Below are 20,829 nucleotides of genomic sequence, written 5' to 3' on the forward strand. Positions count from 1 at the left end.
ACTGCGCCGTTTTTCGGGAGATCCCCGTAGTTTTCACCATTGGGAGATGCAACGCGATGTCCAAAGACGGCGTGAAGAAAGTTGTACTGGCCTACTCGGGCGGTCTGGATACCTCCATCATCGTTAAATGGCTGCAGGATGAGTATCAGTGCGAGGTGGTAACCTTCACTGCCGATATCGGCCAGGGCGAGGAGGTCGAGCCGGCCCGCGCTAAGGCGGAGGCCGCCGGTATCAAGGAGATCTACATCGAGGATCTGCGCGAGGAGTTCGTGCGCGACTTTGTCTTTCCGATGTTCCGTGCCAACGCCATCTATGAGGGCGAGTACCTGCTCGGCACCTCCATCGCCCGCCCGCTGATCGCCAAGCGGTTGGTAGAGATCGCCAGAGAGACCGGTGCCGATGCTATCTCCCACGGCGCCACCGGCAAGGGCAACGACCAGGTCCGCTTTGAGCTGGGCGCCTACGCGCTGATGCCAGACGTCAAGATCATCGCCCCCTGGCGTGAGTGGGATCTGCTCTCCCGCGAGAAGCTGATGAGATACGCCGAGGAGCATGGCATTTCGGTGGAGCAGAAGCGAGAGGGTAAGAAGTCCCCCTACTCGATGGACGCCAACCTGCTGCACATCTCCTATGAGGGTTACGACCTGGAAGACCCCTGGACCGAGCCCGGCGAGGATATGTGGCGCTGGTCGGTCTCTCCCGAGCAAGCGCCGGATGATCCGACTTACATCGAGCTGACCTTCGAGCAGGGCGATGTGGTCGCCATCAACGGCGAGGCGATGAGCCCGGCAACGGTGCTCGAGAGCCTCAACAAGCTGGGCGGTGCCAACGGCATCGGCCGTGCTGACATCGTTGAGAACCGCTATGTCGGCATGAAGTCCCGCGGTTGCTACGAGACTCCCGGCGGCACCATCCTGCTGAAGGCTCATCGGGCGATGGAGTCCCTCACCCTGGATCGCGAGGCGGCCCACATGAAGGACGAGCTGATGCCGCGCTACGCCAAGCTGATCTACAACGGCTACTGGTTCGCTCCCGAGCGCGAGATGCTGCAGGCGGCCATCGATAACACCCAGCAGGTGGTCAACGGTGTGGTGCGTCTCAAGCTCTACAAGGGCAACGTCTACGTTGCTGGTCGCAAGTCGGACACCAACAGCCTGTTTGATGAGTCGATTGCCACCTTCGAAGATGATGCTGGTGCCTACGATCAGAAGGATGCCGAGGGCTTCATCAAACTCAACGCCCTGCGGCTGCGGGTGGCGGCGTCGAAAAAAGCCTAGGGAAGCCCTAAGCAACCCTAGTCATTCCCCCCAGCTTGATGGTAGAGGCCCGGCCGCTTGGCGGTTCGGGCCTTTTTTTGCGTAGTGATTGGTGTCTGCGGCTGTAAGCTTAAGGGTTCGCTATAGTCGCTAAAGCTTTTGAGTTGCATGTTTGCAATCCGGAAGACTGCATTTGTGCTGGGGAAAAGCTTTCCGGATGCGCATAAAACAAAAATTTATCGCGAGTATGTGGCAAAACGCCACAAGCTACTATTGGAAATGTGCCCGGCACTTGGTTATGAGGTGGGCATCCACAACTTCAAAAACTATGTGTTGCGTGGCAGTGACAAATATTTTGAGCGCATCAGGAAGGGTCTGCAGCGTATCCCCTAGGCGGCTGAGGAATAATCGCTGATGTCTCTGCGCAAGAGCAGGCGGCCTTGGTGAGGTGATCAAACTAATCAATGGTATCGCTGAACAGGCCAAACTGCAGGTCCTGAATGTCGCTATTGAGGCGGCCTGGAGTGGTGCGGGCGGACGGGGTTGTGTGATCTAGCGCAAGAGACGGCCAGCTCTTCGGTGCAGGTAGCGGCTTCGGGCAAGGAGTTTATGTTGCTGGCCAAGCCGTTGGAGGGCCTGGTTTCATAGTTTCTGATAGCCGACAAGGCGAAGACTGTGGCAGCGACGCCTGAGCGTGATGAGGTGGAGCTTTACTGAGTGTAAACAGTAATCCATTTTTTCTTGTGTCTATCGAAATTCCAGATTGTGTTTAACCGGCCGATAGGGTCGGGTAGACGGGGTGATCTGGTGGAGTGCCGTCAGCCTAAGTCCAATAAACATTCTTGGATTCTTCTTCCGAAAAGTTATGTTATGGAAAACCAATTTAAAATAGATTGTTATGCGGACCGGCTGAATATCCTCTATGCCAATCTCAACCAGAGTATTCTGGTTACCCTGATGGTAATTTTGGTATTGGCGTCCATTCAATATGACGTAGCAGCACACTCGATCCTCACCAGCTGGATTCTTGTGCAGCTTCTGGTGCTGATCGGGCGTTTCTGGTTGGGGCTGAGGTTTGCCAGAAAAGCCCCGATGAATAGTGATCTGCGCAAGTGGGGGCGCAGATTTTTTATTGGTGCTGTATCCACAGGACTGGTCTGGGGCGCTGCCGGACTGGTCTTTTTCCCCAGTAACTCCATTGCGCTGCAGGTGTTTACCGTGTTGGTGTTGGCCGGCCTCGCTGCCGGTGCGTTGACGGTCCTCGCGGCTGATTTTCCCTCTTATGCTGCGTATGCCTGCACCACTCTGTTACCGGTGACAGTCAACTCTGCTATCTATGCCGATCGACTGCATATCGCCATCAGCGTATTGACCTTTTCGATGTTGATCTTTCTCTTGCGGGCCGCCAAACGGTTCAACGGATCGATCAAAACTTCGCTCCATCTTCGTTACGAAAACCGAGAGCTGATGCAGCAGTTGGAGTGTGAGAAAAAACGCCTCGATAACCGCCTGACGCGAATCCTGCAGGATTTCTCTTCGGAGATCTATCTGGTTGATCTGAACACACTCGATATCTTGCAGAGCAACGCGGGGGCTTCGCGTAACCTGGGTTATAGCGAGCAAGAGCTGTTGCAGCTGAGCCTCTCTGATGTCCATCCGGGGATCGATCAGGCGGTTTTTCTTGGGCTTGTTGAATCCAGCTCAGAGGCCGATCAGGGTGCGGTTGCATTCCGTGGCGACAATCGCCGACGTGACGGCACTCTCTATCCGGTGGAGATGCGTCTGCAGGTAGTGACATCGGAAGACCCGCCGATCTGCTTGGTGACCATGCTCGATATGTCGGAACGGTTCCACTACGAAGAGAAACTGCGCTATCAGGCCAACTATGATCAGCTGACTGGCTTGCCCAACAAGGTGCTGGCGTTGACTCGTGCAAGTCAGGCATTTGAACGCTGCCTGAACAACAATACCAAGCTGGCATTGATGTTTCTCGACCTGGACAACTTTAAAACCATTAATGACACCCTGGGGCACAAGACCGGTGATCAGCTTTTGCAGATGGTGGCAGAACGGCTCAACCAGGTGCTACGTACCAGTGATACAGCGGCGCGGATCGGTGGTGATGAATTCATCATCCTGATCCCCGATGTGGTTGAGCTGAGCTGTGTGGAAAAGGTTGCACATAAGATTATTGATACCATCACTCCCCCCTTTTTGTTGGACAATCGTGAGCTGTATGTGACTGCCAGCATTGGTATCAGCTTCTTTCCTGATGATGGCAATACGGCCGAGAAGCTACTGCAGCATGCGGATACCGCGATGTATAACGCCAAGGCGCAGGGCAAGAACAATTTTCAGTTTTTCTCCCGTGAGATGAAGGAGATGGCGGCGCGCCATCTGCTGATCGAATCGAAATTACGCAAAGCCTTGGAGCTGGATGAACTTGAGATCCATTTTCAGCCACAGTTGGATACCAGCAGCGGAATACTGTTGGGTGCGGAGGCACTGCTGCGTTGGAACAACCAAGTGTTAGGCCAAGTTTCTCCCGGTGAATTCATCCCGGTGGCGGAGAATTCCGGCCTGATTTTACCGCTCGGTAACTGGGTGCTGGAGCAAGCTTGTATGGAGGCGGCACGCTGGCCGCAGACGTTGGGGCGACCGCTGCGGGTGGCGGTGAATGTCTCATCGCCCCAGTTTCAGGATGGTGGACTGGTGGAGAAAGTGAAGGAGTCGTTGGAGAAGAGTTGTTTGCCGCCAGAGTACCTGGAGCTGGAGATCACCGAGAGTCTGCTGATGGCAGAGTCAAGCAACCTGATGGGACTGTTTCAGCAATTACTGGATCTTGGAGTGAAATTGTCACTGGATGATTTTGGTACCGGTTACTCATCTCTTAGCTATCTCAAACGCTTTCCGATCCACACCCTGAAGATCGACCAGAGCTTCATTCGTGAACTGCATACCGACCAGAATGATCAATCCCTGGTTACGGCCATCGTGGCGATGGCCCATGGGCTGAATATCGAGGTGGTGGCCGAGGGCGTGGAGTGTGATGAGCAGCTGGAGTTTCTGCGCCAGCGTGAGGTGGATATCGTGCAGGGTTTTCTGCTGAGCAAACCCCTCTCTGCTGACAACTTTCGCGACTATCTGGCCCAGCAACGTGAAGTGCCCGTCGATGCCTCTGTCGAACTAGTTTAGGCTTGACGCGGCGGCGGGAGTTCCGGCTCCTTGCGTTGATAGCCAATCGCCGCCAGCTTGTCGAGATAGGCCTGCCATAATTCATCGTGGAACTTCCCCAAATTGTAGAGATATTTCCAGTCGTAGAGGCCGGAGTCGTGACCATCATCGAAGATAATCTTCACTGCGTAGTTGCCGACCGGTTTCAGGTCGAGAATAGTCACCATCTCTTTTCCAGTCTCCAGTTTTGCCTGCTCTGGAGTGTGGCCGCGGGTCTCCGCCGAGGGGGAGTAGACGCGCAGGTATTCGCAGGGCAGGGAGAAGTGGCGGCCGTCATCAAACGCGATATCGAGAAAGCGTGATGCCTGATGCAGCTTGATCTCGGTGGGGCGATAGTGTTTTTCCATCAGTCTTTCTCTCCTCGATTCTGTTCGGCCTCAGGCCAGCCGCGTAGGTGGCGGCAGACTAGATTGGCGAGCATTCCGATATGGTCGGGATGCTCGTTGAGGGCGGGGATGTAGGCGTATTCGCCGCCGCCGGCCTGTTGAAAATAGTGTCGGTTCTCTTCACCCAGCTCCTCCAGAGTCTCCAGGCAGTCGGCGGAGAAGCCGGGGCTGACCACATGCACCCGCTGCAGTCGTTCTGTCCCCCAGGCTTTCAGGGTGACATCGGTATAGGGTTTGATCCACTCCTGACGACCGAAGCGGGACTGGAAGCTTAGTGCCCACTCATCCTCATCCAGTCCGAGAGCCTCGGCGGTGCGGCGGGCGGTCTGCAGACACTCGCTGGGGTAGGGGTCGCCCTGGTCGGCATAGCTCTGGGGGATGCCGTGGAAGGAGAAGAGCAGCCGCTGCGGTTCCCCCTTGGCCTGGCGAAAGTGGCGGATGTTGTCGGCCAGCAGCTGAATGTAGTCGGCCTGATTCCAGTAGCGGTTGATGAAACGCAGCTCCGGCAGGCGGCGCCAGTGCTGTAGTTCGCTGGTCACGGCATCGAAAGTCGAGGCGGTGGTGGTGGCTGAATATTGCGGGTAGAGCGGCAGCACCAGCAGGCGCTGCAGGTTCTTTTTGCGTAGTCTCTCCAGTGCGCTGGCGATGGATGGGTTGCCGTAGCGCATCGCCAGCTCCAGTTCGACCTGACCGTTGAGGCGCTGCTGCAGCCGACTGCGCAGGGCGCTCTCCTGTTGCCGTGAGATCTCCATCAGCGGTGAGCCCTGCTCACCCCAGACGCCGCGATAGGCGGCGGCGGAGTGTTTTGGCCGGGTGCGCAGGATGATGCCGTGCAGGATCAGCATCCACAGCAGCCGGGGTAGCTCTACCACCCGCGGGTCGCTGAGGAACTCGGCCAGATAGCGGCGCACGCTGGCGGTAGTAGGGGCGTCGGGAGTGCCTAGGTTGACCAGCAGCACACCAAGACGGCCTGCCCCATCGAGGGGTTGGTCTGATTGGTCTTTGTATTTCATGACACCCTATTCGTTGACCGCGGATGTGCGGATTTTTGCCTCAACCCGGGCCCGATTCAACAGCTGTTTGTCGAGGATTTTGGGGTAGAGGCGCCAGCAGCGCTCCACCTCGATGGCGCTCTTCACTGCCCGTTGCTCCAACTCTGCGCGCCAGGCATCGGGGATCTGTGGCAGTTGCAGCAGTCTTGGCGCCTTCCAGTCGAGGTACTCTTCGAACAGGGCGCAGTCATCTGGATGTTCCCAGGCGTCGCTCAGCGGCAGTGGTGGAAAGGCATCGGCCGATGGGCTGGATTGCCCGGCATCGCAGGCGAGCACAGGCTCTCCGGGCTGGCGCAGGAACCAGCCGCGCCGGTGATTCGGCCCAGCCCGGCCGCGCACCATCGCCTCCAGAATCGAGGCGTGCACCCGGGGATTATGGCTGTCGTTGTTTGGTACCTGTTTGCCACTCAGGGTGGGAGAGATGAAGGAGAAATCTCCCTGCTGGGCGGCGACCCAGCGGCTGGCCTCTATGCTCTGCCGGGATGCGTCAGTGACCACGCTGGCGAGCAAGGCGATGGGTTGAGCGCTGTTTTCGTCGAGGGACCAGAGTTCATAAGGATCACCTGGCGGGAAGGGCAGGTGCAGCAGGGCGAGCTGCAACGGTTCGATCAGCTGTGCGGCGGCATCGATCATCTGCTGGATGTCGAACAGGGGATTGATCGGCACCTGTTTTAGTCCCTTTGCGGCAGACCAGATGCCAAAGCGAAAGAAGGCCTTGTCGCCGAGCGGGGTGTTGGCCCAGAGCCCCTGGGGTTGGTGGCTCAGCACCTGGATCTCCCAGCGCCTGCCATCGGCGCTGAAGGCACGTGCATGGTCGCTTTCAAACACCTGCAGGGTACCGTTGAACGGGTTGAGCCGGCGCAGGCAGTAGGCTTGTGGTTTTGGTTGATCCATCTCGGGCGATCCTAGCATGGGCCGCGGGGAGAGGCAGCGTTAGTCGGGACTGGACTTTTTGATATCGCTCAGGCCTATTCCCGCTATGCACAGATATCGTTTTGATAGGTTGTGGGTGAACGGATGATGCGGCGGCGTCCAGTCGTCGGTATCAGCGCCTGCCTGCTGGGGGAGCGGGTGCGCTACGATGCTCGAGAGAAGCGGGCCACAGTGATCATCGAGGGGCTATCAGGCCGGGTGGAGTGGCTGCCGGTCTGCCCTGAGGTGGGGGCCGGGCTGGGGGTGCCGCGGCCTGCGGTGCGGCTGGTGGGAGAGCCAGGCAGGGCGCGGGCGGTTGGTGTCGAAGTGCGCACACTGGATGTGACAGAACGGTTGCTGGTGTTTGCGGCCGACTGGCTTGAACAGGTCAGTCGGCTTGATGGTTTCATCCTCAAGAGCCGCTCGCCCAGCTGTGGTCTGCACTCCACCCCTCATTACCCATCTGGTCAGTTCGGTGCCGGTCTGTTTGCCGATCAACTGCGTCGGGCCCTGCCTGCCCTGCCATTGCGAGAGGAGTCTGAGTTGGTTACCCCGGAGCAGCAGGAGTCGTTTCTGGCAGAAGTGATAAGGCATTCAAAATTACCATGATTTAATTGCGGGATTTTGTCGTCTAAAATTGTGGGAGCTGATCCCGATAAGCCAAATGATATTTGGCTCACTCTGCTGTACGTGATGGAAGCACGATTTCAATTCACCATCTTCGCTCTGTTGATGACCTGCCTGCCGCTACAGTGCGGTGCTGTTGAGCTCGCTGCCAACAGCGGGAATTCAATCAGGACTCTCTCCCGCGCCACGCTTCGTAGCATCTTCACTATGCGCATGACCGAGTGGCCAGATGGCACTCCGGTCCGGGTGTTTGTACTGGGAGACAAGGTGCCGCTGCATGTGGAGTTCACCAAGCAGGTGTTGGGGGTGTTTCCCCACCAGTTGCGCCGCGCCTGGAACCGGCGCATCTACTCAGGTACGGGGCAGGCGCCGATCCGCGTGGGATCGGAGGCGGAGATGTATCTGCGGTTGTCGGTAACCCCGGGAGCTATCGGTTATCTGTCGGAAGGGCTGGTTGATGGGGAGGTCCGGATCATTGAGATCGAATAATCCTCTGACATTGGTCCTGTTGCTGTTCCTTCTTACCGGGCAGATGCAGCTCTGCGCCGCCGGGAGCCTTTTCGATGATGATTCGCCGTTGCAGATCCACGGCTTTCTCACCCAGGGCTATGTGAAGACCAGCGACAATAGTTTCTTTGGTAACAGTGAAGATGGCAGTACTGAATTCCGCGAGATTGGCGTCAATCTCTCCTATCGCATCAGCCCGAAACTTATGGCTTCCGGACAGCTGTTGTCGCGTCGTGCCGGCGGCATGTATGACGGCTCACCGGCGGTCGACTATGCGCAGTTCGACTATTCGCCCTATATCTCTGAGACTGGGCGCGCCGGCATTATTGTCGGGCGCTACAAGAATGTGCTGGGTTTCTACAACGACACCCGTGATGTGGCCTCCACCCGGCCCAGCATCTTCCTGCCCCAGGTCATCTATTGGGACCGGGTGCGCAATACGGTGCTCTCCAACGATGGCATACGGCTCTATGGAGAGCTTCATCAGGGCGACCATAGTCTCTATCTGAACTTTGGTTCAGGTAAATCGCTGATCGATGAGAACATGGAGTCAACCTATCTGATCAACGATTTTAATCCGGACCTGAGCCAGCAGGGGCTCAATCTAATCGGTCGTCTACTCTACGAATGGCAGGGTGGGCGGCTGCGTATAGCATTGAGTGGTGTAAAGCTCGATCTGAATGGCACGATGTCAGGTCTGCCCTCGCCATTGCCTCCAACCCTCAGCGGTAGTCTGGGGATCGAGTACTGGCTCGCCTCTGCGCAGTACAACGAAGGCCCCTGGAGCCTGACCCTGGAATATATGCAGGAGCCCCTCGAATACAGTGGCTTTGGCTCGATTCTAGACAGCAACAACACAACGGTTGATGGTTACTACCTGCAGGGGAGTTACCGTCTTGCCGCTGACTGGGAACTGCTGCTGCGCTATGAAGAGGGCCACTTTGACAAGGATGACCCCGACGGCAGCGGGCGCAGTGCGATATTTGGCCGGCCGGCCCACACCAGCTTTAGTAAGTTGACCACCCTGGGTCTGTTGTGGGAACCGACAGAGCAGTTGATCCTGCGCGCTGAATACGGCCGTGCGAATGGCACCATGTTCCTCTCAAGTGTCGAGAATCCAGATCTGCTCTCGATGACGCAGCACTGGAATATGTTCAGTCTGCTGGTCTCATATGGTTTTTAGGCACCATGGCAGGACAGGCAAAAGAGAGCGCTCGATTTTTTAGCCTCAAATGGAAGGCGGGACTCCTCTTCAGTCTGATCCTGATTGGCGTCAATGGCGGACTGGCGGCGCTCGGCTATCTGCAGTTACAGCACCAGTTTGTCCAACATCAGCGTGAGATCAATCAACAGCAGGCCGAGGAGTTGCGGGCCCTGGTGCTGGATCGCTTTCAGCAATTGGAGCAGGTGGCAGCCCTGACCCCGGTGATTGCTGCCAGCCAGTCGGGCGAAAGCAGGCTGGCAAAACGGCTGGAGATGGTGTTTGAACAGAATGCGGCAACCCTGGAAATCGACTGGGGGCTCGACTTCGCCGCCTTCTTCTCCAGCAGCGGGGAGCCGCTCTACCACTGGCAGTCAGAGCAGACCCTGGCGTACTTCAAGCCGCAGGTCGCACAGGTCAACCGCACTCAGCAGCCATTCCATTGGATCGACTGCCAGCGGGGCTGCCGGCAGTTTGTGGCGGAGCCCCTGCTCGACCGGGCGGAGTATGCCGGTGTGACCCTGCTGGGACGGCCAATCTCAGACCTGATCCTCGCCTTCAATAGCATCACCGGCGCCGATATCGCGCTCCTCAGTCAATCAGCCCAGCCGGGTCCTGATCCGCTCGCGGGGACGCTGGCGGCCCATTGGGGAGTGGGGGTGGTTGCACGCTCCCAGGCAGATCAGCTGCTGCCGATGCTCAACGCGGCGGCATCCCGGATCGCGCTGACGCAGTTGCAGGAGGAGCCGCAACAGCTAACATACGCCGGCAACCGCTATGCCCTGCAGATCGTTCCGCTGAGTGCCAGCAGTGGTGTGCACAGGCCGCAGTTTCTGATCATCAACGACATCACCCGCTCGGTTGAACAGATCGAGCACTCGATCCGTACTGCCGTCATCGCCGGGCTGCTGGGGCTGTTGTTGTCGGAGGCCGTGCTGTTGCTCCTGCTGTGGAGCCCGATGCGGCGCCTGCGTCTGTTGTCGCGAGCCCTTCCGCTGCTGGCGCAGAATGCCTTTGCCGAGGTGCAGCACAAGCTGGCAAGGCCGATAAAGTGGATTGCCGCCGACGAGATTGATGTGGCGGGAGGCGCTGTACTCGATCTTGCCGCACGGCTTGAGGCACTGAATCTTGAGGTCAGGAAGCGCGCCATCAGCCTGATCGAACGCAGCGAAGAGCTGGCGCGTGAGCGCGATTTTGTCACCAGCCTGTTGCATAACGCCCAGGTGGTGATTCTCACCCAAGGCAGTCAAGGCCAGCTGTTGTCGATCAACCCCGAAGGTGAGCGGGTGTTCGGCTGTCGGGAGGAGCAGGCGGGCAAACTGAGTTTCCTCGAACTGATCGAAGTAGCAGGGGAGATGGATGACCCGGAGCCCTATCTGCAGCGGCTCAAACGGGGAGAGATCGATGTCTATCAGCATGACAGCCGGGTTGTGTCAGACGACGGCCGCCAGTTCAGCATCTCCTGGGTCCACTCGCGGCTGCCCGCCAAAGATGCCGATGATTTGCCGCTGCTGCTTTCGATCGGCCTGGATGTAACCGAGCGTAAGGTGGCGGAGAGGAACCTGGCGTGGCTGGCCGACCACGATCCCCTCACCGAGCTGTTCAATCGCCGTCGTCTGGTCGCTGAGCTGGAACGCCTGCTGGAGCGTTCCGAGCGCTATGATGAGAGTGGCGCGTTGCTCTTCATCGACCTAGATCAGTTCAAGTATGTCAACGACATCAGCGGCCATCAGGCCGGCGACGCGCTGCTCAAGATCATTGCCCGGCAACTGGCACAGGCCACCCGCAGCAGTGACATCCTAGCGCGCATTGGTGGTGATGAGTTTGCCATGCTGCTGCCGAATGCGGATGTCAGCGCGGCGGTGGATGTGGCTGGCAAGTTGCTGGATGTGATGAAGGGGATTGAACTGCCGAGCAAGGAGGCCAGCCAGAGGATCTCCGCCAGTATCGGGGTGGTGCTGTTCCCCGATCATGGCGTCAATCTGCAGGATCTGATGGCGAATGCAGATCTGGCGATGTATCAGGCCAAGGAGCGCGGCCGCGACCGCTGGCACCTGTTCGCCCAGGATGAGCAGATCCGCGAACAGATGAGCGACAGCGTCTCTTTGAAGGGCAAGATCGAGTGGGCGCTGGCGGAGGGTGGATTCTTGCTCCACTACCAGCCGATCATGGAGATCGCCTCACGGCGTATCTCCCACTATGAGGTGCTGCTACGGCTGCGGGAGGCGGATGCTCGCATTGTTATGCCTGGTGACTTTATCCCGGTGGCCGAGAAGACTGGGCTGATCCACAGCATCGATCGCCTGGTGCTGCGCGAGGCGATCAACCGGCTGGCTGAGCTGGGTAAGGCTGGGCAGCAGTTGATCAACCTTTCGGTCAACCTGTCGGGTTGGGCGGTCGATGATCCGGAGTTGTTGCCGTTGCTGAAACAGCTGCTGCAGCTGCGCGGTGTGAGGCCACAGCAGCTGGTGTTTGAGATCACCGAAACGGCGGCGTTGGCCGACATGGCCGCCGCTGAGAGTTTTATCCGTGAGCTGCAGGAGCTGGGCTGCCGCTTCGCCATGGATGACTTCGGTGTCGGTTTCTCCTCCTTCTACTATCTGCGCGAGCTGCCGCTGGACATCGTCAAGATCGATGGCTCTTTCATCCGCCAGCTGCCGCAGAACCGCAAGGATCAGGTGTTCGTCAAGGCGTTGGTTGAGATGGCCTCTGGACTAGGCAAAAAGACCATCGCCGAGTTTGTTGAAGATGAGGCGACCCTGCACATGCTCGAAGAGATTGGGGTCGACTATGCGCAGGGCTACTTCATCGGCCGGCCGCAGGCGGAGATCGAACTGCCGACCGGATAGGGGCCAGCGGCGCAGCCGGGGTTGTTTTTTTCGCCGCGGGGGAAAAGACTAGGGCTTCGATGCACAACATGCAGAGAGGGCAGCGATGAGCGGCGGAAAAAATCTATTGATCACCGGCAATAGCAGCGGACTGGGCGAGGCGTTGACCCGCTTCTATTTGGCGCAGGGCTGGAACGTCTACGGTTGCAGCCGGCGGGGCTGTGCGGAACAGGCCGAGCCGCTGCAGGATATCCACTGCGACCTGAGTGACTTTGATGCCATCCCAGGCATGATGGATGTGTTGCTGGAACCCGCCGAGGGGCTCGACCTGGTGATCCTCAACGCCGGCATCTTGGGTGAGCTGGAGGCATTCCATAAGGTCTCGCTAGAGGATGCGCGGCAGGTGATGGACGTCAACCTCTGGGCCAACAAGGTGATCCTCGACTGGCTGCAGGGTTGGGACAAGCCGCTGCGTCAGATCGTCGCCATCTCCTCCGGTGCGGCGGTCAACGGCAGCAAGGGCTGGGCCGGCTATGCCCTCTCCAAAACGGCGCTCAACATGCTGATCAAGCTCTACGCCCATGAATTTCCCGCCAGCCATCTGAGTGCACTGGCGCCGGGGCTGATTGACACTGGCATGATGGAGTATCTCTGCAGCCAGCCTGATCCGGCAGAGTTCCCGGCGGTGCAGCGGCTGCGCGACTCTCGCGACACCGGGGGCACACCCCCAGCCGATGAGGCCGCGGCACGGATCGCCGCTGCAATCCCCCATCTTTACGACTATCCCAGCGGGGAGTTTGTTGATATCCGCACAATGTGAATAGGTCAGTCAGTGGCTGATACCATTTTGATAATGCCGGGAGCACACTCCATGCCCAGACCTTTTCTGCACAACCCTGTCGAAGCTGACTGCACCGCAGCGATGTCGTGGACGCGCCTGTTGTTGATCGCGATGGTCCTGTTGGCCTGCTCCCATCAGGCCCTCGCCCTCGAGGTGAATATCACCCCTGAGCTCGGTGAGTTCCAGGTCGAGCATGCGGGTAAGCCGCTGACTATCAGACGCAACCAGGATACCGAGGCGATGCTCGAATTCGACTTCGCCCGTACCTCCCGGCCCTGTCCGCCGTTCTGCGCTCAGCCGATGCAGCTGGCGGCGGGGGTGGAGACCATCGGTGAAGTGGAGTTGGTCGAGTTCATGCGGACGCGACTGGCTGATGGCTCCGGCCTGTTGATCGATGCTCGCACCTCCGACTGGTACGAGCGCGGCACCATCCCCGGCTCCATCAACCTGCCGTTCACCCAGCTCAACCCCAGCCAGGGCGCGGATGATCTGACCCTGGAGGATTCGCTGGCCCGGCTTGGGGTAGAGCTAAAGGACGATGGCTGGGACTTTTCCGCGGCGAAATATTTGGTGCTCTGGTGCAATGGCCCCTGGTGCGGCCAGTCTCCCACCGCCATCAAAGGGTTGCTGAGCATCGGCTACCCGGCCGAGAAGATCCTCTACTATCGCGGCGGTATGCAGCTGTGGCAGATCTTTGGCCTGCCGGTTGTGGTTCCGGAGTGAGCCTGAAGCACGCTCTTCTCGATCTGGCATAATCTCTTCGGTTCGGCGCTGGCGGGTTTCTGGGGGTGCCGTCGTACTTCGAGCCCATGGCGCAGTCGTTTATACTGAGCCCCCCACCAAAACAGGATCAGCCAGATGGAGACAGCTCCAGAGAAACCGAAAAAGCGCAGCCGCGGCATCTATCTGTTGCCCAACCTGTTTACTACTGCAACCCTGTTTGCCGGCTTCTACGCGATCCTCGCAGCGATGAATGATCGCTTTGAAGCGGCGGCGATTGCGATCTTTGTGGCGATGCTGATGGACGGGCTGGATGGCCGGGTGGCGCGCATGACCAACACCCAGACCGCGTTTGGCGCAGAGTACGACAGCCTTGCCGACATGGTGGCGTTTGGGTTGGCACCGTCGTTGGTGATCTATCTCTGGGCTCTTACCGACCTGGGTAAGCTGGGCTGGATCTCGGCCTTTGTCTACACTGCCGGTACGGCGCTGAGGTTGGCCCGTTTCAACACCCAGATTGGGGTGGCGGACAAACGTTACTTTCAGGGGCTGCCGAGCCCCTCAGCGGCCGCAATCATCGCCGGCAGCGTCTGGCTGGGTGTCGATTACGGGATCGCCGGGGGTGCCGTCGAATGGCTGGTGGCGCCGCTGACTATCGTGGTTGGGCTGCTGATGGTGAGCAATGTGCGCTACAACAGCTTCAAAGAGATCGACTTCCACGGCAAAGTCCCCTTCATCGTGCTGGTGGTGGTGATGCTGGGTTTTGCGATCCTGCTCGCCAAGCCGCCGGTGGTGCTGTTTCTGATCTTCTTCGTCTACGCTATCTCCGGACCGGTAATGACCCTGAGCCAATTGCGCGAGTGGCGCTCCCGGCGGACGGCCGGTGCGGAGGGTGAAGTGGCCGAGCCACAGAAGCCTGAAAAGAAGGGCTGAGTTTGGTTTGTGGCAGATTGCCTAGACGCTTGCCTGGACGGTTGGCAATACTGGGGGCTTGGGTTATATTCGAAGCCTCTTGAGCGGACACTCGATTGATGAATCAGATTGCGCATCACAAGCTGTTTGACCTGCCCTTCCAGGGGGCGGTGTCTGCTGCGCGTCTGACTGACCTCCTCTTTTCTCTGTTGCTGCGACTGCTGCCCTGAGGGGCATGCAACTGACGATGCCCCGGCGGGGGCCAGAATCTACGCCACAACTAGAGCAACATCCCAATCGACAGAATTAAACCTGTGGCGTATTCCAGTCAGGCGCGTCATAGATGGAGTTGAAGCATGAGCAACCCAGACAGATTGATCATTTTTGATACCACCCTTCGAGATGGTGAGCAGAGCCCCGGTGCCTCGATGACCAAAGAGGAGAAGGTGCGCATCGCCAAGGCGTTGGAGAAGCTGCGGGTGGACGTGATCGAGGCCGGTTTCCCGATCGCCAGCCAAGGTGATTTTGAGGCGGTGCAGGCGGTGGCCTGCGCGATCAAGGACTCCACCGTGTGCGGCCTGGCGCGCGCCTTGGACAAGGATATCGAGCGCGCCGGCGAGGCGCTGAAAGAGGCCAACTCAGGGCGTATCCATACCTTCATTGCCACCTCGCCGATCCATATGGAGCAGAAGCTGCGCATGTCGCCGGATCAGGTGGTAGAGCAGGCGGTGGCGGCGGTCAAGCGGGCGCGCAACTACACCGACGACGTGGAGTTCTCCGCTGAGGATGCAGGCCGTTCCGAGCTCGACTTTCTGTGCCGGATCTTCGAGGCGGTAATCGATGCCGGTGCCACCACCCTCAATGTGCCCGATACCGTGGGCTATGCGATGCCGGATCAGTTTGGCGAGACCATCCGTGCCCTGCGCGAGCGTATCCCCAATGCGGACAAGGCGATCTTCTCGGTGCACTGCCACAATGACCTCGGGCTGGCGGTGGCCAACTCCCTGGCGGCGGTGGCCAACGGCGCACGTCAGGTGGAGTGCACCATCAACGGCCTCGGCGAACGGGCCGGCAATGCCTCCCTGGAGGAGGTGGTGATGGCGGTGCGCACCCGTGCCGACTACTTCACCTGCAACAGCGGCCTGGATGCCACCCAGATCGTCGCCTGCTCCAAGCTGGTCTCCAATATCACCGGCTTTCCGGTGCAGCCGAACAAGGCGATCGTCGGCGCCAACGCCTTCGCCCACGAGTCGGGTATCCATCAGGATGGTGTGCTCAAGTCCCGCGAGACTTACGAGATCATGCGTGCCGAGGATGTGGGCTGGAGCCGGAACCGGATGGTGTTGGGCAAGCACTCCGGGCGCAACGCCTTCCGCTCCCACCTGGATGAGTTGGGCATCAGCTTCGGCTCCGAGGAGGAGCTGAACGCCGCCTTCTCCCGTTTCAAGGATATCGCCGACAAGAAGCATGAGATCTTCGATGAGGATCTGCAGGCGTTGGTCACCGATGCAGCGACCAAGGCGAAGAACGAGCGGGTCAAGCTGGTCTCGCTGAAGGTCTGCTCCGAGACCGGCGAGACCCCCCACGCCGATGTGGTGATCTGCATCGACGGCGAGGAGCGTGCCGACAGCGCCGCTGGCGGTGGCCCGGTGGATGCCGCCTTCAAGGCGATCGAAGCGCTGGTCAATAGCGAAACCGAGCTGCTGCTCTACTCGGTCAACAACATCACCAGCGGCACCGATGCCCAGGGCGAGGTGACAGTGCGGCTGGAGCGTGGCGGGCATATCGTTAACGGTCAGGGAGCCGACACCGACATCGTGATCGCCTCCGCCAAGGCCTATATCAACGCGGTGAACAAGATTATGGAGCCGGTGGAGAAGGCGCACCCGCAGGGCGGTGATGTCTGATCCGGGGAGGCCCTGATGTCGATGGATGAGGCGACTCGCCGGCGCTATCTCGAGACCATTGGGATCACGGTGTGGCAGCGCCGTGACTCCCTGACGGAGCTTCAGCCTGAACCGGCTGAGCCGCCTGCGTTGGACAAGCCACAGCTCGCTTCGCCGCCCGCGCCAGAGCCGGTCGTGGCCCCGCCTGCGGAAAGTGGAGAGATGCCGCCCGCCTGGCTCGACGAGGCCCCGCCGCTGGAGGGGAACTGGGAGCCGCTGGAGATCGAGCCGGTGGTGCCGGAGGAGGCTTATCAGGCTTCGCCTGCCGAGTCGGATGTGGCCGGGCTCGACTGGCCTGCCCTGGAAAAACGGGTCAAAGGATGCCGTCTCTGTCAGTTGCGCGAGGGTTGCACCCAGACCGTGTTTGGTGTTGGTAACCGCCAGGCCGATCTGCTGATTATCGGCGAGGCGCCGGGTGCCGACGAGGATCGTCAGGGCGAGCCCTTCGTCGGTCGTGCCGGTCAGCTACTTAACGAGATGCTGCTGGCGATGGGTCTCAAGCGCCAGCAGGTCTTCATCGCCAATATCCTCAAGTGCCGACCGCCGGGCAACCGCGATCCACGATCGGAGGAGGCGCTTAAATGCGAGCCCTATCTGCTGCGCCAGATCGCCCTGATTCGTCCGCGGGTGATCCTCTCGGTGGGACGCATCTCGGCGCAGAATCTGCTCAAGACCGAGATCGCCGTGGGCAAGCTGCGTGGCCGCATCCATAACTTTGGCAGCAGCGCGATCCCACTGGTGGTGACCTATCACCCGGCCTACCTGCTGCGTTCACCGGAGCAGAAGGGCAAAGCCTGGGCCGACCTGCAGTTGGCACTGTCAGTATTGCGTGGGGTCGCCCGGTGAGTACCCAACTGCAGGACCCGCTGCTCGATCTGCGGCCGATGCAGGCAGAGGATTTGGAGCAGGTATTACAGATCGAGCAGCGCGTCTACCCCTTCCCCTGGACCCTCGGCATTCTGCGCGACTGCCTCAAGGTGGGATACTGCTGCTGGGTGGTGACAGTGGATCAGCAGATTGTTGGCTACGGGGTGATGTCGGTGGTGGTGGACGAGTGCCACCTGCTCAACATCTGTATCGACCCCGGCTGGCAGCGGCTTGGACTGGGGCGCAGACTGGTCGAACGGCTGCTGCAACTGGGGCGGCAGCATGGCGCCGAGGCGGCCTACCTGGAGGTGCGCGAGAGCAACCGCCCGGCGCACCGGCTCTATCGGCAGATCGGTTTCGTCGAGGTGGGGCGGCGGCGCGACTACTACCCGGCCATCGGCGGGCGTGAGGATGCGCTGCTGCTGACCCTGTCTTTCTGAGCGAACGGGCCGGGGGCTCGCAGCAGTGCCTATTGCGCTATAATGCTCTGTTTTCCCGACCCGATTCAGCACCATGTCAGACGAACTGCTCGAACAACTCAGCCGGCGGCGCACCTTCGCTATCATCTCCCATCCGGATGCCGGTAAGACCACTCTCACCGAGAAGCTGCTGCTCTACGGCGGCGCGATCCAGATGGCGGGTACGGTGAAGGGGCGCAAGGCGGCGCGCCACGCCACCTCCGACTGGATGGAGATGGAGAAGGAGCGCGGCATCTCGGTGACCTCCTCGGTGATGCAGTTCCCCTACCGCAACGAGATCGTCAACCTGCTTGACACTCCCGGCCACGAGGACTTCTCAGAGGATACCTATCGCACCCTCACGGCGGTGGACTCGGCCCTGATGGTGATCGACGTGGCGAAGGGCGTGGAGGAACGCACCATCAAGCTGATGGAGGTCTGTCGCATGCGTGACACCCCCATCCTCACCTTCGTCAACAAGCTCGATCGGGAGGGGCGCGACCCGCTGGAGATCCTGGACGAGATCGAGGATGTGCTGAAGATTCAGTGCGCGCCGGTCTCCTGGCCGATCGGCATGGGCAAGCGTCTGAAGGGGGTCTACGATCTGCGTTCCGACACCACCCATCTGTTCAGTGCCACCCACGGCGGTAAGATCCAGCTGGGCGAGGTGATCGAGGGGCTCGACAACCCCAAACTGGATGAGATGATCGGCGACATGGCTGATGAGTTGCGTGAGGAGATCGAACTAGTGCGCGGCGCCTCCAATGAGCTGGATCTGGAGGCCTACGCCCGCGGCGAGCAGACTCCGGTCTTCTTTGGCTCGGCGATCAATAACTTCGGTGTCAAGGAGTTGCTCGACGCCTTCGTTGAGTACTCCCCATGCCCATTGTCGCGCAACACCCAGCAGCGCGAAGTGGCACCGTCGGAGAAGAAGTTCACCGGGTTTGTGTTCAAGATCCAGGCGAATATGGACCCACAGCACCGTGACCGGGTCGCCTTCCTGCGGGTTTGCTCCGGTAGTTACCGCAAGGGCATGAAGATGAAGCATGTGCGCATCGGCAAGACGGTGCAGGTGAGCAACGCCATCACCTTCCAGGCCGACCAGCGCAAGCACGTGGAGGAGGCCTGGCCCGGCGACATCATCGGCCTGCACAACCACGGCACGATCCAGATCGGTGATACTTTCACCGAGGGCGAAGAGCTGAAATACGAGGGCATCCCTTACTTTGCGCCAGAGCTGTTTCGCCGGGTGGTGCTGAAAGATCCGCTGCGGCAGAAGGCGCTGCTGAAGGGGGTGCTGCAGCTCTGCGAGGAGGGCGCCACTCAGGTGTTTCGGCCGCTGAAGAACAACGATCTGATCCTCGGCGCGGTGGGCGTGCTGCAGTTTGAGGTGGCGGTGCAGCGCCTGAAGGGCGAGTACAACGTGGAGGCGATAGTTGAGTCGGTCAGCGTCGCCACCACCCGCTGGGTGGAGTGCGATGACGAGAAGATGTTGCAAAAATTCAAGGAGAAGAACCAGGCAAACTTGGCTCTCGACGGCGACGATCAGCTGGTCTATCTGGCGCCGACCCGGGTCAACCTGAGCCTGGCGGAGGAGCGCTGGCCCGAGGTGCGCTTCCTCGCCACCCGCGAGCTTTAGAAGCGGGGGACGCTAGGGGAGGCGGTGCGTCGATGGGACCCGTCACCAGCTGAAGCCTGCCGATGGGATATTTTCTCACCACGATTCTATTTGGAGGAACAAGATGGAAACCACAAGGGTTGAAGAGCTCATCCGCGCCGGGCTGTCGGGTGCTGAGGTGACAGTGACGGGTGATGGTCGCCACTTTGAGGCGGTGGTGATCAGCGCCGAGTTTGCGGGGAAATCCCTGATCCAGAAACACCGCATGGTGCTGGCGACGGTGCAGGAACAGATCGCCAATGATGAGCTGCACGCGCTCTCTATCAAGAAGGCCTGTACCCCCGAGGAGTGGTAGGCGCAGCAAGGCTGAATTTGCCTGCTGGCTGGTTTCAAGGACCTGGAGCATTTGAAAAATGAACGGGGGACCCCATAATTAAAGTACAAGGTAAGTCGATTCGGCCCTTTTCCATTTGCTAGGAGGTATGCCATGTTCCTGATGCAGAAAAACACGGAAAAGCTGGTTGAGGTGCTGACGCAGGTTGATCTCTTCGACCCCAACCACACGGAGATCGTCGGTCGTATGCATGCCGGCGAAGAGATGCAGGATCCGGAAAGCTTCACCAAAGGTGATCTAATCTTTCCTTCCGGAGAGACGCTGCCGAGGTGCTGGACAGATGTCCGCTATCGTGAGCATTAGAGAGTTTCACAGTTGAATCCAAGGGCCGGGGGGCAGCAATGTCCGCCGGTTTTTTTGTCTCTGCGTGTTGCAGATTTTCCCCATTGCCTGCCTTCTAATCGGAAAAATACGCTGACAACGCAGCGCACAAAACGACTGAAACTGCTACAGGCTCGATGCTTGGCTCGGACCTCCATCGCTGTTTGGAAGACTCCCTTTTAACTTCCGCCATTACTGCATTCAGAATGAAATGCATCGATCGCTACAGGCGGTATCAGAGGGTATTTCACCCCTGGTTCGGGGTGTGGTGGATCAGGCGGGAAACCAAATTGGGAAGCAGATATGTTGAAGTGTAGAAGAGTGTTATCGAACGGGACCAGGCTGGCGCTTACAGTGCTGCTCCTGTTTGGTCTGAGCGCCTGTGGCGGTGGCAGTGTGAGCGAGACTGCCGCAACGGCGGTTAGTAGCAGCCAGCCTGATGCCTCTTCCGGCACTGATTTAAGTGGCGAGTCAGGCGGCACCGCGGCAACGATGCCCGCGTCCCTCGCCTCCGGCACCGCCGGGCGCTCCTACGAAGTCGAGTTGCAGGCATCCACGCTCGTCAGCGGCATGAGCTGGAGTGTCTCCAGCGGTATGCCGCCGGGACTCACATACGCGCCAGGCGCCACTGCAGATCGCCTGCGCATCTCCGGTATACCGAATCAGGCGGGAACCTATGAGTTCACCGTCAGCATCTTGGCCAATGGTGAGATCAGCAGCAGCCGGTTTCGGATTGTTGTTGATGCAGG

19 protein-coding genes are annotated in these 20,829 nt (G+C 59.4%); 16 read left to right on the top strand and 3 right to left on the bottom strand.

The annotated features are described in order from the left end of the window. Nucleotides 1-56 precede the first annotated feature (56 nt). Nucleotides 57-1,277, top strand: coding sequence for an argininosuccinate synthase (locus RIFP1SYM_RS03640; RefSeq protein ID WP_005959766.1), 1,221 nt, complete (start codon nt 57-59; stop codon nt 1,275-1,277). 849 nt (nt 1,278-2,126) lie between these two features. After that, nucleotides 2,127-4,451: a putative bifunctional diguanylate cyclase/phosphodiesterase gene (locus tag RIFP1SYM_RS03650; protein WP_139042051.1), complete on the top strand. Its 2,325-nt coding sequence runs from the start codon at nt 2,127-2,129 to the stop codon at nt 4,449-4,451. On the opposite strand, the gene RIFP1SYM_RS03655 is transcribed toward RIFP1SYM_RS03650, so the two are convergent. Genes RIFP1SYM_RS03655 through RIFP1SYM_RS03665 form a run of 3 tightly spaced genes read right to left on the bottom strand, consistent with a single transcriptional unit; the run spans nt 4,448 to nt 6,822 of the window. Then, on the bottom strand, nt 4,448-4,837 hold the full coding sequence (locus RIFP1SYM_RS03655) for a gamma-butyrobetaine hydroxylase family protein (RefSeq protein ID WP_005959771.1): 390 nt from the start codon (nt 4,835-4,837) through the stop codon (nt 4,448-4,450). The genes RIFP1SYM_RS03650 and RIFP1SYM_RS03655 overlap by 4 nt on opposite strands. Beyond that, the gene (gene hemH, locus RIFP1SYM_RS03660) at nt 4,837-5,889 is read right to left on the bottom strand and encodes a ferrochelatase (RefSeq protein ID WP_005959772.1); all 1,053 of its coding nucleotides are present in this window, start codon (nt 5,887-5,889) and stop codon (nt 4,837-4,839) included. Before hemH ends, RIFP1SYM_RS03655 begins: the two co-directional genes overlap by 1 nt. Before the next feature lie 6 nt (nt 5,890-5,895). Further along, nucleotides 5,896-6,822: a hypothetical protein gene (locus tag RIFP1SYM_RS03665; RefSeq protein WP_139042052.1), complete on the bottom strand. Its 927-nt coding sequence runs from the start codon at nt 6,820-6,822 to the stop codon at nt 5,896-5,898. Between the two features lie 123 nt (nt 6,823-6,945). Between RIFP1SYM_RS03665 and RIFP1SYM_RS03670 the strand changes: the two genes are divergently transcribed. The 14 genes from RIFP1SYM_RS03670 to RIFP1SYM_RS03735 all read left to right on the top strand — a co-directional run. Further along, entirely contained in the window at nt 6,946-7,449 is a 504-nt protein-coding gene (locus RIFP1SYM_RS03670) for a 2-thiouracil desulfurase family protein (protein WP_138921836.1), read from the top strand. An 84-nt stretch (nt 7,450-7,533) separates the two neighbouring features. Continuing rightward, nucleotides 7,534-7,956, top strand: coding sequence for a substrate-binding domain-containing protein (locus RIFP1SYM_RS17320; protein ID WP_240992008.1), 423 nt, complete (start codon nt 7,534-7,536; stop codon nt 7,954-7,956). Then, nucleotides 7,943-9,157, top strand: a complete 1,215-nt coding sequence (locus RIFP1SYM_RS03680; RefSeq protein WP_139042053.1) for a TonB-dependent receptor — start codon at nt 7,943-7,945, stop codon at nt 9,155-9,157. The genes RIFP1SYM_RS17320 and RIFP1SYM_RS03680 overlap by 14 nt, the downstream gene beginning before the upstream one ends. Before the next feature lie 5 nt (nt 9,158-9,162). Continuing rightward, nucleotides 9,163-12,024, top strand: coding sequence for a bifunctional diguanylate cyclase/phosphodiesterase (locus tag RIFP1SYM_RS03685; protein WP_005959777.1), 2,862 nt, complete (start codon nt 9,163-9,165; stop codon nt 12,022-12,024). An 85-nt stretch (nt 12,025-12,109) separates the two neighbouring features. Further along, on the top strand, nt 12,110-12,823 hold the full coding sequence (locus RIFP1SYM_RS03690; protein ID WP_005959778.1) for an SDR family NAD(P)-dependent oxidoreductase: 714 nt from the start codon (nt 12,110-12,112) through the stop codon (nt 12,821-12,823). Nucleotides 12,824-12,874: 51 nt separating this feature from the next. Further along, nucleotides 12,875-13,567 (top strand): rhodanese-like domain-containing protein, encoded by a 693-nt coding sequence (locus tag RIFP1SYM_RS03695; protein ID WP_006474777.1) that lies wholly within the window; start codon nt 12,875-12,877, stop codon nt 13,565-13,567. Nucleotides 13,568-13,702: 135 nt separating this feature from the next. Then, nucleotides 13,703-14,497, top strand: a complete 795-nt coding sequence (pssA, locus tag RIFP1SYM_RS03700) for a CDP-diacylglycerol--serine O-phosphatidyltransferase (protein WP_005959780.1) — start codon at nt 13,703-13,705, stop codon at nt 14,495-14,497. Between the two features lie 335 nt (nt 14,498-14,832). Continuing rightward, on the top strand, nt 14,833-16,383 hold the full coding sequence (locus RIFP1SYM_RS03705) for a 2-isopropylmalate synthase (protein WP_005959782.1): 1,551 nt from the start codon (nt 14,833-14,835) through the stop codon (nt 16,381-16,383). Between the two features lie 15 nt (nt 16,384-16,398). Next, on the top strand, nt 16,399-17,268 hold the full coding sequence (locus RIFP1SYM_RS03710) for a uracil-DNA glycosylase (protein WP_005959783.1): 870 nt from the start codon (nt 16,399-16,401) through the stop codon (nt 17,266-17,268). Then, the gene (gene rimI / locus RIFP1SYM_RS03715) at nt 17,265-17,729 is read left to right on the top strand and encodes a ribosomal protein S18-alanine N-acetyltransferase (protein ID WP_005959784.1); all 465 of its coding nucleotides are present in this window, start codon (nt 17,265-17,267) and stop codon (nt 17,727-17,729) included. The genes RIFP1SYM_RS03710 and rimI overlap by 4 nt, the downstream gene beginning before the upstream one ends. Nucleotides 17,730-17,802: 73 nt before the next feature. Beyond that, a complete protein-coding gene (locus RIFP1SYM_RS03720) occupies nt 17,803-19,386 on the top strand; it encodes a peptide chain release factor 3 (RefSeq protein WP_005959785.1) in 1,584 nt (527 codons plus the stop codon). Nucleotides 19,387-19,489: 103 nt separating this feature from the next. Next, nucleotides 19,490-19,720, top strand: a complete 231-nt coding sequence (locus RIFP1SYM_RS03725; protein ID WP_005959786.1) for a BolA family protein — start codon at nt 19,490-19,492, stop codon at nt 19,718-19,720. 132 nt (nt 19,721-19,852) lie between these two features. Beyond that, nucleotides 19,853-20,062 carry a hypothetical protein gene (locus RIFP1SYM_RS03730; RefSeq protein WP_005959787.1) on the top strand — a complete coding sequence of 70 codons (210 nt, stop codon included), beginning with the start codon at nt 19,853-19,855 and terminating at the stop codon, nt 20,060-20,062. Nucleotides 20,063-20,434: 372 nt separating this feature from the next. Continuing rightward, a partial coding sequence (locus tag RIFP1SYM_RS03735; RefSeq protein ID WP_039959679.1) for a putative Ig domain-containing protein occupies nt 20,435-20,829 on the top strand: 395 nt, incomplete at its 3' end.

This window comes from endosymbiont of Riftia pachyptila (vent Ph05), assembly GCF_000224455.1.
Taxonomy (GTDB): domain Bacteria; phylum Pseudomonadota; class Gammaproteobacteria; order Chromatiales; family Chromatiaceae; genus Endoriftia; species Endoriftia persephonae.